Source organism: Candidatus Enterovibrio escicola (assembly GCF_002464935.1).
Lineage (GTDB): Bacteria > Pseudomonadota > Gammaproteobacteria > Enterobacterales > Vibrionaceae > Enterovibrio > Enterovibrio escicola.
Map to the genome: position 1 here is coordinate 1 of NZ_NBYY01000013.1, position 16,590 is coordinate 16,590.

At 35.3% G+C, this 16,590-nt stretch carries 11 protein-coding genes and 4 pseudogenes; 5 read left to right on the forward strand and 10 right to left on the reverse strand.

Going from position 1 to position 16,590, the window contains the following annotated elements:
- The 3 genes and pseudogenes from BTN49_RS20500 to BTN49_RS20505 all read left to right on the forward strand — a co-directional run.
- Positions 1 to 158 (forward strand): zinc ribbon domain-containing protein (locus BTN49_RS20500; RefSeq protein ID WP_146678983.1); only part of this gene is annotated, 158 nt, incomplete at its 5' end.
- Between the two features lie 1,516 nt (positions 159 to 1,674).
- Positions 1,675 to 2,062 (forward strand): annotated as a pseudogene (locus BTN49_RS22050) (IS982 family transposase); the annotation flags it as partial.
- An 805-nt stretch (positions 2,063 to 2,867) separates the two neighbouring features.
- On the forward strand, positions 2,868 to 2,948 hold the full coding sequence (locus BTN49_RS20505) for a hypothetical protein (protein ID WP_146679198.1): 81 nt from the start codon (positions 2,868 to 2,870) through the stop codon (positions 2,946 to 2,948).
- A 415-nt stretch (positions 2,949 to 3,363) separates the two neighbouring features.
- Here BTN49_RS20505 and BTN49_RS05360 read toward each other — a convergent pair whose 3' ends face one another.
- The 9 genes and pseudogenes from BTN49_RS05360 to BTN49_RS15350 form a co-directional block, all read right to left on the reverse strand.
- On the reverse strand, positions 3,364 to 4,290 hold the full coding sequence (locus BTN49_RS05360; RefSeq protein WP_097356325.1) for a glycosyltransferase: 927 nt from the start codon (positions 4,288 to 4,290) through the stop codon (positions 3,364 to 3,366).
- A gap of 2 nt (positions 4,291 to 4,292) precedes the next feature.
- Complete coding sequence (locus BTN49_RS05365) at positions 4,293 to 6,074, reverse strand: ABC transporter ATP-binding protein (protein WP_097356326.1); 1,782 nt, start codon at positions 6,072 to 6,074, stop codon at positions 4,293 to 4,295.
- Complete coding sequence (locus tag BTN49_RS05370) at positions 6,067 to 7,446, reverse strand: glycosyltransferase family protein (protein ID WP_097356327.1); 1,380 nt, start codon at positions 7,444 to 7,446, stop codon at positions 6,067 to 6,069. Before BTN49_RS05370 ends, BTN49_RS05365 begins: the two co-directional genes overlap by 8 nt.
- Positions 7,447 to 7,460: 14 nt before the next feature.
- Complete coding sequence (locus tag BTN49_RS05375; protein WP_097356328.1) at positions 7,461 to 8,564, reverse strand: DegT/DnrJ/EryC1/StrS family aminotransferase; 1,104 nt, start codon at positions 8,562 to 8,564, stop codon at positions 7,461 to 7,463.
- 440 nt (positions 8,565 to 9,004) lie between these two features.
- Positions 9,005 to 9,920: pseudogene (locus BTN49_RS05385) on the reverse strand (IS5 family transposase).
- Positions 9,921 to 10,059: 139 nt separating this feature from the next.
- A complete protein-coding gene (locus tag BTN49_RS05390) occupies positions 10,060 to 10,479 on the reverse strand; it encodes a sugar 3,4-ketoisomerase (protein ID WP_097356330.1) in 420 nt (139 codons plus the stop codon).
- Positions 10,466 to 11,347 (reverse strand): glucose-1-phosphate thymidylyltransferase RfbA, encoded by an 882-nt coding sequence (gene rfbA / locus BTN49_RS05395; protein ID WP_097356331.1) that lies wholly within the window; start codon positions 11,345 to 11,347, stop codon positions 10,466 to 10,468. Before rfbA ends, BTN49_RS05390 begins: the two co-directional genes overlap by 14 nt.
- Before the next feature lie 25 nt (positions 11,348 to 11,372).
- The gene (rfbB, locus tag BTN49_RS05400; RefSeq protein ID WP_097356332.1) at positions 11,373 to 12,416 is read right to left on the reverse strand and encodes a dTDP-glucose 4,6-dehydratase; all 1,044 of its coding nucleotides are present in this window, start codon (positions 12,414 to 12,416) and stop codon (positions 11,373 to 11,375) included.
- Between the two features lie 188 nt (positions 12,417 to 12,604).
- Positions 12,605 to 13,532, reverse strand: a pseudogene (locus BTN49_RS15350) (IS5 family transposase).
- A 399-nt stretch (positions 13,533 to 13,931) separates the two neighbouring features.
- Between BTN49_RS15350 and BTN49_RS22055 the strand changes: the two are divergent.
- Both BTN49_RS22055 and BTN49_RS20510 read left to right on the forward strand, forming a co-directional pair.
- Positions 13,932 to 14,757 (forward strand): annotated as a pseudogene (locus BTN49_RS22055) (IS982 family transposase).
- A gap of 531 nt (positions 14,758 to 15,288) precedes the next feature.
- Entirely contained in the window at positions 15,289 to 15,441 is a 153-nt protein-coding gene (locus tag BTN49_RS20510) for a transposase (protein WP_097356441.1), read from the forward strand.
- Between the two features lie 30 nt (positions 15,442 to 15,471).
- Here the strand turns inward: BTN49_RS20510 and BTN49_RS05420 are convergent, their stop codons facing one another.
- The gene (locus BTN49_RS05420; RefSeq protein WP_097356334.1) at positions 15,472 to 16,536 is read right to left on the reverse strand and encodes a response regulator; all 1,065 of its coding nucleotides are present in this window, start codon (positions 16,534 to 16,536) and stop codon (positions 15,472 to 15,474) included.
- Positions 16,537 to 16,590: the final 54 nt, after the last annotated feature.

Genomic DNA, 16,590 nt, shown 5'->3' on the forward strand with positions numbered 1-16,590 from the left:
ATTGGAAGTGCCCTAACTGTGGCATTCAACATGACCGAGATATTAATGCAGCCTTGAATATTCAGCATCAAGGAATAATTGAAATAAAAGCGGCGGGACACGTCGTTACTGCTTGTGGAAGCTTGCGTAAATCTCGTCACGAACGAGTTGCGGCCTAAGAAACAAGAAGCCTCGCCCGATTAGGGCGAGGAGTAGTCACATATAGTCCAATTGTCTCCAAGTTTTTACGAACTATCAGACATAATAAAACCTGAGCGAAAAAGGCCAATTTTTCGCCCGTCTCTGTTAGAGAGTTCAAGAAATCGCACGACGGAAATTTGAAAACTCAAACCTGATTAAATTGTAAAAACCGCGAAAAGTCCAAAAGATTGTTGGTCTCAAGTGGTTTTTACTTTAATCTTAGCTATGCAGGACTCCAAAAGTTTTACGGGTTGTGAAATTTCCGGTTTGGATTTCTAACCCATCTCTTGTATAGCGATAGCATAAAAAAAGCCTCGACACGTATGGGCTTTTTTTCCCAACATAACCTCCCGCTTAACTCTAGGATGATCTGATCGTAGGAATTGCGGTTAGTTCAGATATTTAGGAAACAATGCCAAAACCTATAGATAAGTGTCTATAATCTTTTAGAACACGCCGAACGTCGCTAAAAGCACGTGTTAGAATATTTTTTGTAGTTTTTTGCTTTTTATTTTTTCTTTACCCGTCATACGAATGATATCTTCAACAGTATGATCTGTATATTGTTCTAACCATGCTTCATGAAATAGATGCATGTCTGCATAGAAAATATTTAAACCGAATGGTAGATCAGTAAAAACAGATCAATTGAATTAGTTTCAAGATGCACTAAGTTATCCGCAGATGCTGTTACGTAGCTTTGTTGCGTTACTACCACATGATCACCTCTATGATTAGTGATCATACAATCAGCTTTAATAATAGCGGTTACTTTTCTTTTAATAAGCTTATAAACGTTCCACTTATAGAAGACAGGTGTAATGTAGTAATTTTGGATTGCTGCGTTCAATGGTGATTTCTTACTCCATTGATATATTTTGGAAGCCAGAAGTAAAATAGCTGTAAACGCAAATTTCAGTTTCTGTTTTAAAAGTTCATCTTTTACTTGTTACCTATGAAAGACCAATTACTCATCTACTTCGCAGATAAGCACCACTTCCTGTACCATCACTGGTGAAGGTATATTTATTATTGAGAGGCAAAGTCCTTTGCCCTATACGATCTACACCCCAAGATACTGGATAGTCTTGAGTTAATTATTCTAAAGATACTTGGTCTAAGCTAACAAGCCCCTCAACCGTAATATAATTAACTTCGGCTTTTTTATTTTATTCTTCAGCATCTTCTGGCGTTAAGGTGGCAATAAATATTTTAAGGCAGAGGAATAAACATGACCTCGTTTATTTTTAGTTCTTGAGGTAGTAGTGCGAGATGTTTGAGCAGTCACATCAGCAATCAATCTGTCTGATACTTTTTGAACTGATTTTCCAGCAGTAATACCAAGGCCTTTTCTTGTCTCTCCATTAGAAGAAAAAACTGACTTCTTGAGATCAACTATGTAACTAACTTTAGCTGCGCATAAGAAATGAACTAAATGCCCAAGTCGCGATTTGATCGTTTGAAATAACCTATTGACTGCACAAGGACTTGGGCATGAATGACTTAGACGTTGTTTTCGTCGATATCAACGCCTTCTGCCAGACTTTCCTCCCTTCATTGGAAAATACTTAATTTCTTCTAGTTTCAAACAAAGAAACAAGCCTTCTAGCCTATTAGTTATCGAAGTGATAACGATAGTGATAGCTTTCCATTAATTGGGGGGGTATCGAGACTTCAAAACCTATTACATCCACTTTGTATGCCGCTATCTCACCAACGAATTTCCTGAATTAGTTAGCTACACGAAAATGCTTAAGCTCATGCAAGGTGTTCTGGTTCAGCTTTGCTCTTACCTCACTCACCGCTAGGAATTGTCTTCGTTGATTTGTCCAAGCTACAGGTTTGTCATAACCTAGTCATTCTCAGACATCAGGTTTTTAAAAACACTCCCATAAATCAAGAAGTACTGTTGTATTTCGATGAGATAAAAATTAATTTGTGGATGTAAGTTTCCATGTTTTTAATGCTGAATATTTATACATTCTACGATCTTTTGGAATATCAATACTAAGAAAGCGCCCAAAATATCTTACTCTTTAGCAAGATAAATTTGACCAAGGTTGAATTTACTTAATTACTTCTCAATGAGTTTCACATTAACGATTTTTAGCAAATCTACAACAGGTTCATCCTTTAAAAATTCAGCACTATTTTTTATAAATTTCTCATTACATGAATAATATGTTAAATTAGAATTCAGTTTCTTCTGGCAGTGTTTACATTCATAAATAAAAGATTAGATTATCTTACCAGAATTGAGTATAGCTTCATCTTCTTCGAGAATTGTATTGTACACATGGTCAACAGCACTGTTACTTATATTAAATATTTGCTGCGTTTTATTTTCTAAAACTTAAAAAGTCACATCACTTAAGTAACCTGTACCAATATGTCTTCCTAGGTATGATATGTCATTTACAAATGTATTGCGATCTGTGGAACGATTGCACCAAAATAACAACTTAACTCAAGAACAATTAACTAAAAATATTGGTTTATATGATCGTAAAATTAGTAGTCTTGAAACTATGGTTTAATGAACCCAGCTTAGACACCTTGTGTCGTATTGCTAATGCTTTTGAACTACACCCTCGAAAACTTTACGATTAACTTTTCTTTGATACAAACAGATGAACCCTATTTTTCCTAGTATACGGGATATGGAGCACATCGAGAAATACTAAGGGATTAAAGATATTTTCCAAGATAATGGAGGAAAGCTATTACAAGTTCTATTAGTTACTGGACTTAAAGATTTACCGAGATGATAGGGTAATGATACCATCTATATTCATCGAAACAAATATGAATTAAAGTCTCTAAACAGCGATTTAGTAATCTGATTTATTACAAACCATCATATGAACTCTAAGGTCACTAATAAATATTAATAGGTAGATTGGATTTGCGCTTTTTATAAAAAAATTTAATTACAAGAAATTTGGCTGTTGAAACCTAAAAATTTAGAGTTATATTACGACAAATTGGCACGTTGATGGTGGAAAAGGATATAAATAACCAAAAAATCTCATCTAAATATGTTAGTAAACATGGAAAGCTAATTTACAAGCAGACAAGAAATGAGAATCTGGAATTATTAGATATATTGAGATATATCTAAATTCTTACTTGTCATTAATTTCATTAAATACTTCCCACCTTACTAGACGATGGATAATGTATTCAATAGGTTTCCATATTTGATACTATCATAATAATTTTAATTAATCTGAGAACCCATTTTCTGCTAGAGAAAAATGTTGGGAAGAGTTTGAGAAATTTCAGGAACGCATCTTTATATTTTTTTTCTTTCAAAGATTTAACTAAAAAATCATAATCAGCTGTTCTTGCAAATCTTATTGTTGCTTCTTTGAATCCATATTTTAGGTATATAAATTCAGATACGTCCCTTCTTTCATTCAGAAATAAAACTGTTTCCATTGTACTCGACTCATGTTTTCTATACTTAACTAGAGGTTCATTAATATAAATGACCTCTCCTAGCATAGCGGCCTCCACTACTAACAAGTAGTCATTCACATAAGGAAATTTTTCATTATATCTGAGTTTTTCTAGTACTTTTCGACGGAAACAAAGTGTTGGTGTAGGGACTAAGGCCTCCGATATGATTCGGTCTATTTTACAACTTGGTTTAAGTAATAAATTGAAATGATTTAATATCTTCTTGTTGCTATTATTGCTAAACCATTCCATATTTGAATAACAAAATACTGAATTAGGATTATTTAGTAAATGTTCCACTTGCTTAGATACTTTGTTATGTATCATCAAATCATCACCCGCAAATGGAATAATAAAATCTATATCAGAGTCCATCAGAACTCTCTGAATTAATTTATTAAAATTTCCTGCTATACCAATATTTTTTGTTTCTATAAAACTAAAAATATTTCTCTTACCTGAATATGATTCAAGGAAATCTAATAAAACATTTCTAGTTTCATCCTGAGAAAAATCATCTGATATATATATGTCGATATTTCTATAATCCTGTTTTAAAACTGAATTAAGACATTCAATAATAAAACAGTCATGATTATATGTAGCAATTGCAACTGCAACTTTAGGTCTTTGTTTATTATCAGTCATAACTAAAATTTTGACAACATAACCATCTTGGAAAAATTAACATCCTTTGAGCAAAGCTCTTCAAACGTTCCAGTTGAAACTATTGTGCCATTCTTGAAGAATAATAATCTATCTGAATATTTTAAGGTTGATAAACGATGAGCTACTATAATAATAGTTCTTGATCCTTTCAGAGACAAAATTACATTTGATATATCACTTTCGGTGGTTGCATCTAGTGAAGATGTTGCTTCATCAAGAATAATAATTCTACGATCAAAGTATAAAGCTCTTGCTATTGCTACACGTTGTTTTTGACCACCAGACAAGTTTTTTCCATTTTCTCCAAGTTGATAATCAAGCCCATGTTTATCTACCAGTTCATCTAGACCAGATTTCTTTACCGCCTTAATAACTCTTGATTTTATAATTTCATTATTAGAAACACCAAATGCAATATTATTAATCAGTGATGAATTAAGGATAAAGGGTGCTTGGCTTACATAACTTACACTATTCCTGATATTCATGAAATCCATTGACGTATATTCTTTATCATCTATATAAATGGTACCCTTATCTTTCATAATTAATCCAGAAAGAACATCCACAAAGGTTGTCTTTCCAGCACCTGATTTCCCTACAATACCTATAAATTCACCAGAGTTAATTTCAATATTAACATTGTTAATACCACCTTCCACTTTTTTTTTGTATTGAAACCCTACACATTCGAAGCGAATACTACGCTTAAATTCTAATGTTTTATAATGCTTATCGGTCATATTACCTACAAGTTCAAATTCACTAAGTATAGTTTCCACTGAGTTGGTTGAGGATTTTATCTGTGAATAACAATATAAAACGCGATTTATCATTGGAGAAATTCTAATGGCGATAGCAGCAAGCATTGCAATACTAGCAATACCATCTGCTGGGTTATTGGAGTTAATAATCACATAGGAAATAAACACAACAACCCCAAGCATAAGTATTGCTTCAGATAAATAAATTGGGATATATTGTACCAACATATTATTTTTATCTAACTCGCTAACATCCATATTTAATTTATTATATCGTTCTAAGAATATATTTTCTTTACCTAGAATTTTTGTATCTTTCACTCCAGAAATAGCCATAGTCAAAACTTTTAGGTTCTCTTGATTAACAGTTACATAACGAACATTTATAGCGTTTGTAATTTTTCGAATAACTTTCATTTGTACTACGATAAGAGAAATAACTAGGATTCCAGTAAAAATAGAAATTGTAGGAAATTTCAGCAATAAAACACTAATTAGAGCAAAACAAACAGCAGAGTTTGATATTAGCATAATTATCTGAATTAGATAAGAATTAACAGCTCGACTTACGACACTGGTAAGGTTATTAATTATTGATGTAGAATCTTTCTTAAGATGAAATGTCATAGGCGCACATATATAGTGACGCATGAGGTCGTGGCATATATTAGTTCGCCAATCACGAATTAAATTAAACTGGAAACTTTGCTGTATAAGCATGTATATATTTTTTAGAATAAATGAGAAGCCCACACAGGATGAAATGAACACAAGAAATGACTTCGTAGAGGTAAAACCTAGGAAGTTATAGACCTGTGACATAATACCTCCGGCCTTAACAATAGTAGGATCCATTGCTACAGTAATTAGTGGATATAATAACGCAACACCAATAACCTCTAATGAGGCTGCAATAATAGATGAGAGGAGAACCAATAAAATTCTAAATTTATATTTCTTGCCATGCTTTTCGATAAATTTAAAGAATAATTTAAACACTCTGTTTTTCCATCACTTTTTTAATTGTTTTATAGTCAATACTAATACCCATAGATAGAGCAATTTTATACATGATTGCATGCATTGATCTCGGAGTAATTCTTGCTGTTCCTATAATCATTTTAATATAGAAGGAATAGTAAGGTGAGAGAAAGTCATCACGTGTTAAATATATTTCATCTTTCTGTTCAGTGTTCTCACTATTAAGAAGTTTTATATTAGTGTATTGCTCAATCTCAGCAAATCTATGCTTCCATCTACCATTTTCATTAATACACCTCTGACAAGATAAAATAAGCTCATTACGATAAATCTTATCTTTAAGTAGTTTTCTTGCTAGTGTATGGGCCTCTCCACATGATTTATACATTGGTATATCTACATATTTTTTTAGAAAACACTTTAGACCCTTATTGTAATTGGATAATAAACATCCATTAGAGGCCATAATATCCATTACTCGCCATGGAAAAGCATTAACTGCTTGTGAATGAGAAACATTTAAGCATAGTCTACTACTATTATAAATATCTTGATTATGCTTCAAAGAATATTTCTGTTCTTGGATATAAGATAAAGCCAAACCAGGATAATATGCTGCAGTCCTAATCCAGCTATCAGTACCATACAGGTCTAATCCAAACTCTGTCATTAGATTTAATGTAGTAATACGGTTCTGACAACTGCTTATGGAAGCAATATCTTGCGTATTCAAAATATTTGATATTCTTTCTAGTCCTATTCCTTTTAAATATCCTCTTGGTTCAATATAGAAATTTTCAGATAAGAATTTAATTGCTTCTCTAGCCTTCCTAGAACCATTAGTCACCAATGTTTCATATAGTTTACTTGTTCCAATAAAGTTACTGCCTATAAAACTTATATTCGTTATTTTTGGTATTTTTTCAGCTATTACTGAAGTTCCTGATTTAATACAAAATATATTCTTTCTATTAACACCTATATTCACTAAATTTGGTGTATCATCTTCAGATAAACCAAAGTAAAGATATCTATTAGGATCTTTTATTAATCGATCCTTATCATTATAATATTCAAATGAATCAGCTTGCCATATTATTATGGGGCAATCGAATTCACTCTCTAGGAATGAAAGTTTAGAGTTATTGAAACTGATAATTAATTCTGGATTGAAAGATTTTATTCTTTGCTTAAGTCGAACAACATCAATGATTTTAGATTCAACATTATTCCCATTCCAAGGTTTACATAAAAACTCAGCTGTATTACAAACCAGAACCTCATTGCTATGTTTGTTTAGATCTGAAATCAATCCTTCATAATAACTTGTAAGTTTGAACTCATCCTCAATATATAGATGAGAGGAAAAACAAAGTAGTATTTTAGACATAAAAGCGAGTCCAATTAGATCGTGTAATTATTTATAGAACTTATGATAATATCTACTTCTTCATCATTTAAGCTTGGGTTGATTGGCAAACTTAAGACTTCCTGATGTATTTTATCTGTAATAGGAAGTCGTATATTTCTATATTCTTCATAAGCCTGTTGTTTGTGTGGTGGAATTGGGTAATGAATTAAAGATGAAATACCAGTATTTGTTAAATATTCCTGAAAATGTTGTCTATTCTTACATCTTACTACGAATAAGTGCCAAACATGGTTTTCATCTGAACATTTTTCAGGTAACCTCACAAGAGGGTTTTTAATCTTATCTAGATATTTTTTTGCTATTAGTTTTCTTATCGCGGTATCTTTATCAAGATAGTTCAACTTAACCCTGAGCATAGCAGCTTGAATTTCATCTAACCTACTATTAACCCCTTTATAAATATTTTCATATTTCTTATAAGAACCATAATTTCCAAGAGATCTGACAATATCAGCAAGCTGTTTATCATTCGTAGTCACAGCTCCAGCATCACCTAATGCACCTAAATTCTTACTAGGATAAAAGCTGAAACCAGAGGCATGACCAAAATTACCGGCCTTAACACCATTTATAGACGCACCATGAGATTGTGCACTATCTTCTAAAATTAATAAATTGTATTTCTTCGCCAAAAGTGTAATTTCATTCATGGGACTAATTCTCCCATATAAGTGTACAGGAAGGATCACCTTTGTTTTTGTCGTAATTGATTTTTCAATCGTTTGTATATCTAGATTATAAGTACTGTCATTGGGCTCTACTAAAACTGGGGTAAGATCATTGTCTGTGATAGCAAATACGGAAGCAATATAAGTATTTGCTGACAGAATCACTTCATCGCCTGCTTTTATTTTCCCCATTTCCTTCCATGCACGTAAGACGATACTCAAGGCATCAAGGCCATTTGCCACACCCACCGCATACTTAGTACCACAATAGGATGAAAATTCCACTTCAAAGCTATCTAGTTCACTACCTGCAATATATTGACCAGACTCTATGACTCTGTTGCAAGCCTCTTTCAGTTCTGTTTCGTACTGATTGTTGACCTTTTTTAAATCTAGAAAACTAATCATTATTCATTCTTAATATAATGTACAATTTTGTAGGACTACCAATAATAACCGCATAAGCTGGAACAGCTTTCGTTACTACAGTACCTGACCATATCATACAAGTTTTCCCTAAAACTATTCCAAGAAAAATGGTGGTATTCCACCTATTGATGCACCAAGATACACTTTCGTTATAGGATACCTATCAGGATAGACTGTAGATCTTGGATCTCTATCATTGGTGAATGTCACTGACGATCTAACAAATACATTGTCTTCTAGAAAAATATGATTCCAGATATAAACTCCTGATTTTATGGCGAGATTATTACTAATAATAGCATCCATTTTCATCAGAGTGTATGAACATATATTGCAGTGATCTCCTATTTTGTACCTTTCATAGGTGTTGTTGATTAAATCAGGCCTATAATCTACTGATCCAAATCTTTTTTACAGTCTTAATTTGTCCGCTGGCAAACAGGAATACCGAGTTTTATAACTTTGTTCATTGCTTTCATATTTGCCAGTGTTTTACCAACTTAAGCATTGTAATTACGAAGAGTGAGTTTAGGGCTGAGTGACTGTTTATAGCGAAACAATACTGTCTCTGCTAATGAGCGTTTATGATAATCCCTGTCTTTTTTCTACTCCGACAGGTGGTCTCCTTTTAAAGCCTTTATAGCTTAACTTCTAGGATGTTCTTCCTCCTAGTATCCCGTGTTGCTTAGAAGTGGAATAGTGGGTGTTATTCCTCAGTACGTGGTGACAGGCTCTTGTGTCATAGGCTCCATCAGCACTGATTTGCTGTATCTTTCGTCGTAATGAATTAAGCAATGTAGGTAAAACCTCCTTGTTCCCCACAAAAACTAGGCTAACTTCTGCAGGAATAACCTCATAAGTAGACATATCAATGGCAAGATGAAGTTTGCGCCAGATACGGCGCTTCGCCTTACCGCGTTTACGCGTTTTCTATCCATCTTAGACGTATACCTTTAGGCCTGTGATATCAATAATGACGTGGGCGATAGCTCCTCGACTAGGTAAACGGTACTTAACTTCTACGGTCTTCGAACGCTTACTAATGCAGGTGTATGTAGAGGATTTGAGCGGGATATTCATCAATATAAAAACCTAATTTAGAAAACCTTCTAATCCACGAAGTAGGAGCTTGAGAATACCTTTTACCATCACTGCCGTGTTAATCGCGGTATCCGAAACTATAAATCTACGGCCACGAGGGCTGTGATGTTTTAGACAAGGCAATGCCTTAGTGGTAGTGACGTCTATCTAGACAGTGATTGAGCCTCGGTTTGCTAATGCTTGATTATATTGTTTCCAGTTGCTGATCTTGTGCTTGGCCTTTCCCTTTTCCATCATCACCTCATGCTTAATTCGATGATGATCTGATCGTAGGAACTGTGATTAGTTTAGATATTGGGGGAACAACGCCTCTTTCATAATAACCGAAAATTACCAAACTATTGTGTTTTCGCTTATATCATTAGTTTTTACATCACTTAACGAATGAATCATTCAATTCTACCTCTTTCAAGAAAATCAAATAATCTCGGATATAATCATCTTCATCATAGTATTCACTCGCTAAAACGAGCAAGATACATTCATCTGAAAATTCATGTATTTCCCTCCACATCATGCTCTCAATAAATAGACCTTCCAATGGAGAGCATAACAGTACAGTATCTTTATGTTGACCATCATCAAGAATGAATTTACAACTTCCTTTTAAGCAAATCGCGATTTGTTTTAATTTTTTATGTGCATGGAACCCTCTAGATACACCTTTCTCTGTATTAAATAAGTAATATGCACGTTTTATATCGAATGGAATATTGTTATTACCTTCGATAGTGGCTAGATTTCCTCGTTCATCGCCTAAAGATTCAATTTTAATTATCTTAACTAGTGACATGCCCCCCCCGGAACAATTCTTCGAGATATTTTCCATAGCTGTTCTTTTTATATTTACTCGAAGCTTTTAATAGCAAATCATCACTCATCCAGCCATTATGCCAAGCAATCTCTTCTAAGCAGGCAATCTTAAATCCTTGCCGTCGCTCTATCGTTTCTACAAATGTAGATGCTTCAAGTAAGCTTCCATAAGTACCTGAATCCAACCAAGCGAATCCTCGGCCAAGAAGTTCAACATTAAGTTTCCCCTTTTGAAGATACATCTGATTTAAACAAGTGATTTCTAATTCACCCCTAACAGATGGTGTGACTCTCTTCGCATATTCAACAACATTATTATCGTAGAAGTACAGCCCAGTAACCGCAAAATTAGATTTTGGAGTAACTGGTTTTTCTTCAATTGACACAACTTTGTGATTTTTATCAAATTCTACCACGCCAAAACGCTCTGGATCTTTAACTTGATAACCAAATACAGTTGCACCAGATGGTCGATTAGCAGCACTAATTAATTTAGGTGAAAATCCCTGCCCCCAGAAAATATTGTCGCCTAATACCAAACAAACGCTGTCATCTCCAATGAATTCATCACCAATTAAGAATGCTTGTGCTAACCCATCTGGGTTTGGTTGTATTTTATACTGTAACTCAATTCCAAAATCCATTCCGTTACCCAGAAGTCGCTTAAAGCTTTCGATGTCCTCAGATGTTGTGATGATTAGTATTTCTTTAATACCAGCCAACATTAACGTAGAAATAGGATAGTAAATCATTGGCTTATCGTAGACAGGAAGCAACTGCTTGGATACACCGAGAGTAATTGGATAAAGACGAGAGCCAGATCCCCCTGCAAGAACAATACCTTTCATTATCTTTCTTCTCCTTCACCAAACACTAAAGGTTATAAGAACCATCTAATACGCGGCTCCACCAGATCTTATTGTCTAAATACCATGTGATGGTCTTACTAATACCAGACTCAAACGTTTCTTCCGGTTTCCATCCCAATTCAGAATATATTTTTGTTGCATTTATTGCATACCGAGCATCATGGCCGAGGCGATCTTTTACATAGGTAATGAGATCTATATAGCGTGTGACACCATCAGGCCTATTTGGTGCTAAATCTTCTAAGAGCGTACATATGTACCTTACAACTTCAATATTTGCTTTCTCGCTATATCCTCCGATATTGTACGTTTCACCCCTCCTACCTTCGGTTAGGACTTTATACAGCGCCCGAGCATGGTCTTCCACAAAGAGCCAATCACGAATTTGCAAACCATCACCATACACAGGTAGTGGTTTACCAGCCAAAGCATTCAGAATCATCAAAGGAATCAGTTTCTCTGGGAAATGATACGGACCATAGTTATTAGAGCAGTTTGTCACAATAATCGGTAATCCGTATGTACGTTGCCATGCTCGAACTAAGTGGTCGCTCGATGCCTTAGAGGCTGAATAAGGACTGGATGGTTTGTAAGAGGTCTCTTCATTAAATAAATCCTGAGTACCGTCCAAATCACCATAAACTTCATCTGTTGAGATATGATGAAATAGGAATGAACCTTTTAATTCATCATTTAACTTCATCCAATATGACCGTGTCGCTTCAAGCAATATATAGGTGCCAACAATATTAGTTTCGATAAAGGTAGTTGGTTCATCAATAGAGCGATCTACATGTGATTCAGCAGCTAGGTGCATGACTGCATCAGGTTTGTGCTTAGAGAAAACTCGATCCAGTTCAATACGATTACAAATATCTACTTTCTCAAACGTATATCTTAAGTTTTGAGCAACATCCTTAAGAGAGTCTAGATTCCCCGCATATGTCAATTTATCAACATTTACAACTTCATCATTAGTATTATTGATAATATTTCTAACAACAGCAGATCCAATGAAACCTGCTCCACCTGTAACTACTATTTTCATTGTATTGCCTGCTTGCTGCAAATAATAAGGGTAATATACTTGCCAGTAAAGACTTTCAAATGGTGTTATCCCACCTAATATATTTTGAATATGTATTCAATAAGTTGAATGATTCGTCAGTATGTTTTGAAACCTAATTGGGCGTTGTTGATTAAATCAGGCCTATAACTCACTGATCCCAATATTTATTACAGTCTTAATTTGTCTACTGGCAAACAGACATAATAGAGTCTTATAATTTTATTTAAGGCTTTCACATTTGCCAGAACTTTACCAACTTAAGCATTGTAATCACAAAGAGTGAGTTTAGGGTTGAGCAACTCTGTATAGCGAAATATAGCTATTTCTGCTAATGAGTGTTTGTGATAATCCCTGTCCTTTTTTCACTCCGCCTGTTTGTCATCTTTTAACGCCTTTATAACTTCATTTCTAGGATGGCCTTTCTCCCAGTCCCCTGCATTGCTTCGAGGTTGAATACTGGGCGTTATTCCTTTGTTTTTCAGTCCGTGGTGAGACGCTCTTATGTCATAGGATCCATCAGAAATGACTTGCTGTATCTTTCATCTTAATGGGTTAAGCAATATAGGTAAAACCTCATTATCACTCATAGAAAATAGGCTAACTTCTGCAGCAATAACCTCATGAGTAGATATATCAATGGCAAGATGGAGTTTGAGCCAGATACGCTGCTTCTCCTTACCGTTTTAACGTGTTTTCCATTCACCTTTCACCGTATACCTTTAGGCTTGTGGCATCAATAACGACGTAGGAGACAGCTCCTCGACTCGGTAAACGGTACCTAACTTTTACGGTCTTCGAACACTTACTAATGCAAGTGTATGTAGGGGATCTCGGTGGAACCTTCTTCAACGTAAAAACCGAATTGATAAAGCCTTTTAATCCACGAAGTGGGAGCTTAAAAATATTTTTCACCATCAGTACCATTTCAATCAAGGTATCCGAAGATAGAAATCTTCGGTTACGATGACCGTGATACTTTAGACAATGCCCTGCCTTAATGGCAGCTACGTCTATCCAAAAAGTGACTGAACCTTGGTTTATTAATGCTTGATTATATTGTTTCCAGTTGCTGATCTTGTACTTGGCCTTTGCCATTATCCCCTCCATTTTAACTCCATTATGATCTAATCGCAGGAATTGCGATGAGTTCAGATATTTGGGAAACAACGGCACCCAGTTGCCTACTACTACAAATATCATGTATCCTAACAGGATTTGTAATCCATAAAAGATTCATTTTCTAGACGGAAAGCAACTTATTGATATACGACCACTCCTTTTCTAGGAGTGAGCCCCAAAAAAAAGATTTTATCATCAATTATCTTTTATGTAACAATGGTCACGTTGAGTTGATTTGGTTAACGTAGATTACGTATGAGAAATGAACTAGATGCTAAAGTTGCGATCTAACTATTTAAAAAAGACTATTGACTGCATTAAGGACTTGGGCATGAAAATTCAGACGCTGTTTTCGTCGATGTCTACGACTTCTACCTGACTTTCCTCCCTGCATGGAAAAAACACCTCATTTCTTCAGGTATCAAACAAAGAAATAAGCCTTCTCTCCTCTCCGTTAGAGAAGTGATAACTTTCGATCAATCGGGGTATCGAGACTTCAAAACCTATTCCATCCACTTTGTTTGTCGCTACCTCACCAACGAATTTCCTGAATTAGTTAGCTACACGAAGATGCTCAAGTTCATGCAAGGTGTTCTGGTTCCTTTTTGCTCTTACCTCACTCACCGGCAGGCAAGGTCAATAGGAATTGCCTTTGTTGATTTATCCAAGCTATAGGTTGGTTATAACCACCGCATTCTCAGACATAAGGTTTTTAAAGGTACCGCGAAGCCAGGAAAAGGAACGATGTGGTGGTTCTACGGTTTCAAATTACACCTCATTATCAATGACCAAGGTGGTATTATCTCAGTCAAAGTGACGACGGTTAACGTGGATGATAAAAAACCTGTATTGGAAATGGTTGACGAGCTTTGGGGGTGTTTATACAGAGATAAAGGTTATATCTCTGGTTTATTGGAGCGGGGACTTGCAGACAAGGGAGTGACACTGATAACGGGTATGAAAAAAAATGAAACCCAAAGTGATGAAACTTTGGAAACACCTGATGCTCTGGAAACGATTTATTATTGAAACTGTTTTTAACCAACTAAGAAATATCTCCTAAATCGAGCATTTACGACACCGTAGTTGTATCAGCTTTATGGTCAACTTTCAGGCAGGGCTCATCGCGTTTTCATTCAAACCAAAGAAGCCGAGTATTAAGATGACTCGGCTTGATAAGCAAGCGCTTAGGTTAATTTAGATTTTGGCCAGCAAGTTCTGGTTTACTAAAGAAGAACACGAATGAACGTTTGAACAGACAAGCATTCATCTTGATGTTGGAATGCGGATCCAATTTCATTAGATTAATAAGATAGAGCTTTATATTACCAGAAATAAACCGCTACAAAAATTGATGAGAATATTTTACTTAAGGATGTAGAGGAGTTTTTTGATGATTACCAGTGGGAGCGAGCAAACACCTTAATGTCACTCAATCTGCGATTCACTATGCATTGAAGTGCTTCAGTATTACCTTTAAAAGGTTTGGTTTTACCCTAAAGCTTGTAAAGAAAAACGCCAAGACTTCAGCGAAAAAATAGATAAACATCAAGAAAAAGGTAAACTCATTATTTACTTATATGAAACTTGGTTTGCCAAGAGCATGCCTCAAACGCATGGTTACTCTGAAAAAGGAAGTCAATGCTATGGAGTTGATGATGGGCACTCGACAGGAAGAGTTAACACCATGGTGCTATCATCAATTATACATTTCTAATGCTTAGCTTAAGTAATTAGAAGCGTTAATGCAGAGGTATTTCACGCATGGATCGAACAAGATTTACTTCCAAAAGTTCCAGAGCAAACTATGATTGTGATGGATAATGCAAGTTTTCATAAGCGTAGAGACACACTGGAAGCAATTGAAGCGTGTGTTGTACTTTAGTCTGGCTGGCTCTTCGCTAGATTGTACCTTTCACCTGACGGAGGGCACTAGCCTTTGAATATTCAAGCTAAAATTCGTAAAACCAACCTCACTGAGTGATATTCGAACACGGCCAGCTGAAAGATCTATGTTTTGAAAACAGATACTCGAAGCATTGATACCAAGTAAATAATCATTTCTTACAATGATGGTGTTGCCTAAACCATCTAAAATAGCATTTAGACCCGCTGACAAAACATCAAGCTTGCTATCTGTGGCATTGAGAATGCCAAATAAGGCGCAGATGGGGCTAGCATAGCTGGACTTTTTAATCGCATCTTCAATTTTATGAACAAGTTGAATAAGCCCTCTTCCACTTGGATCTTGAGAGCGGATATATTCATTAAAGAAAGCGCGGATCATCAAAATTGTGGCAGTCCCATTCTTTCCAGCTGATCCACTATCAAGCATGTAAAAAACCATTGGACCCTCCATGAACCATGTATAATCCAGTACAATAGGATCTGAATCTACTGATTGTAATGCGTGGTAGGAAAGTCGCCAATCCCCTTGTTGTGAATTAGTCTTTGGCATCAATCCCATAAGGAGATCTCGAGCACTCCTCTGGTTGTCTAAGAGGTCGTCTAAATGCCACCTAAGTTCATCCGTAAGCGGTTGTTCAACACGTTGAGACACTTTAAACCACTGTTGGGAGAAGTCAGTATCATTATGTAAACAATTATCTGATACTTCTAGTACTGAAAGGATGGCAGACTTCACCTCTAAGATATCATCAATAGGTTTGATTAGAAAATCTTTTACTCCGTATCGTATAGTTTGTGCGATATCTGACATACACGCTGTTCCAGAAATAACAATAACTGGAAGCATCGGATATTTTAGGCTAACTTCTTCAACAAATTCCAAACCTGTTATCACTGGCATAGATAAATCGCTGAGCAGTAAATCTGGCATTCTTTCTTCCAAGGACTTCAGTCCATCTAGACCAGTTTTCGCATCTCTAACAATACACCCCTCAAGACGAAGAAAACCTGCAATAATCTGGCTAAATATGGGATCACTTTCAACAATGAGAACCTTTTTACCTTCTAACATAGTTTTGTTCTCCTAGGTATAATGATTGAGTTCTCATACTTTTCGTTATTGCCC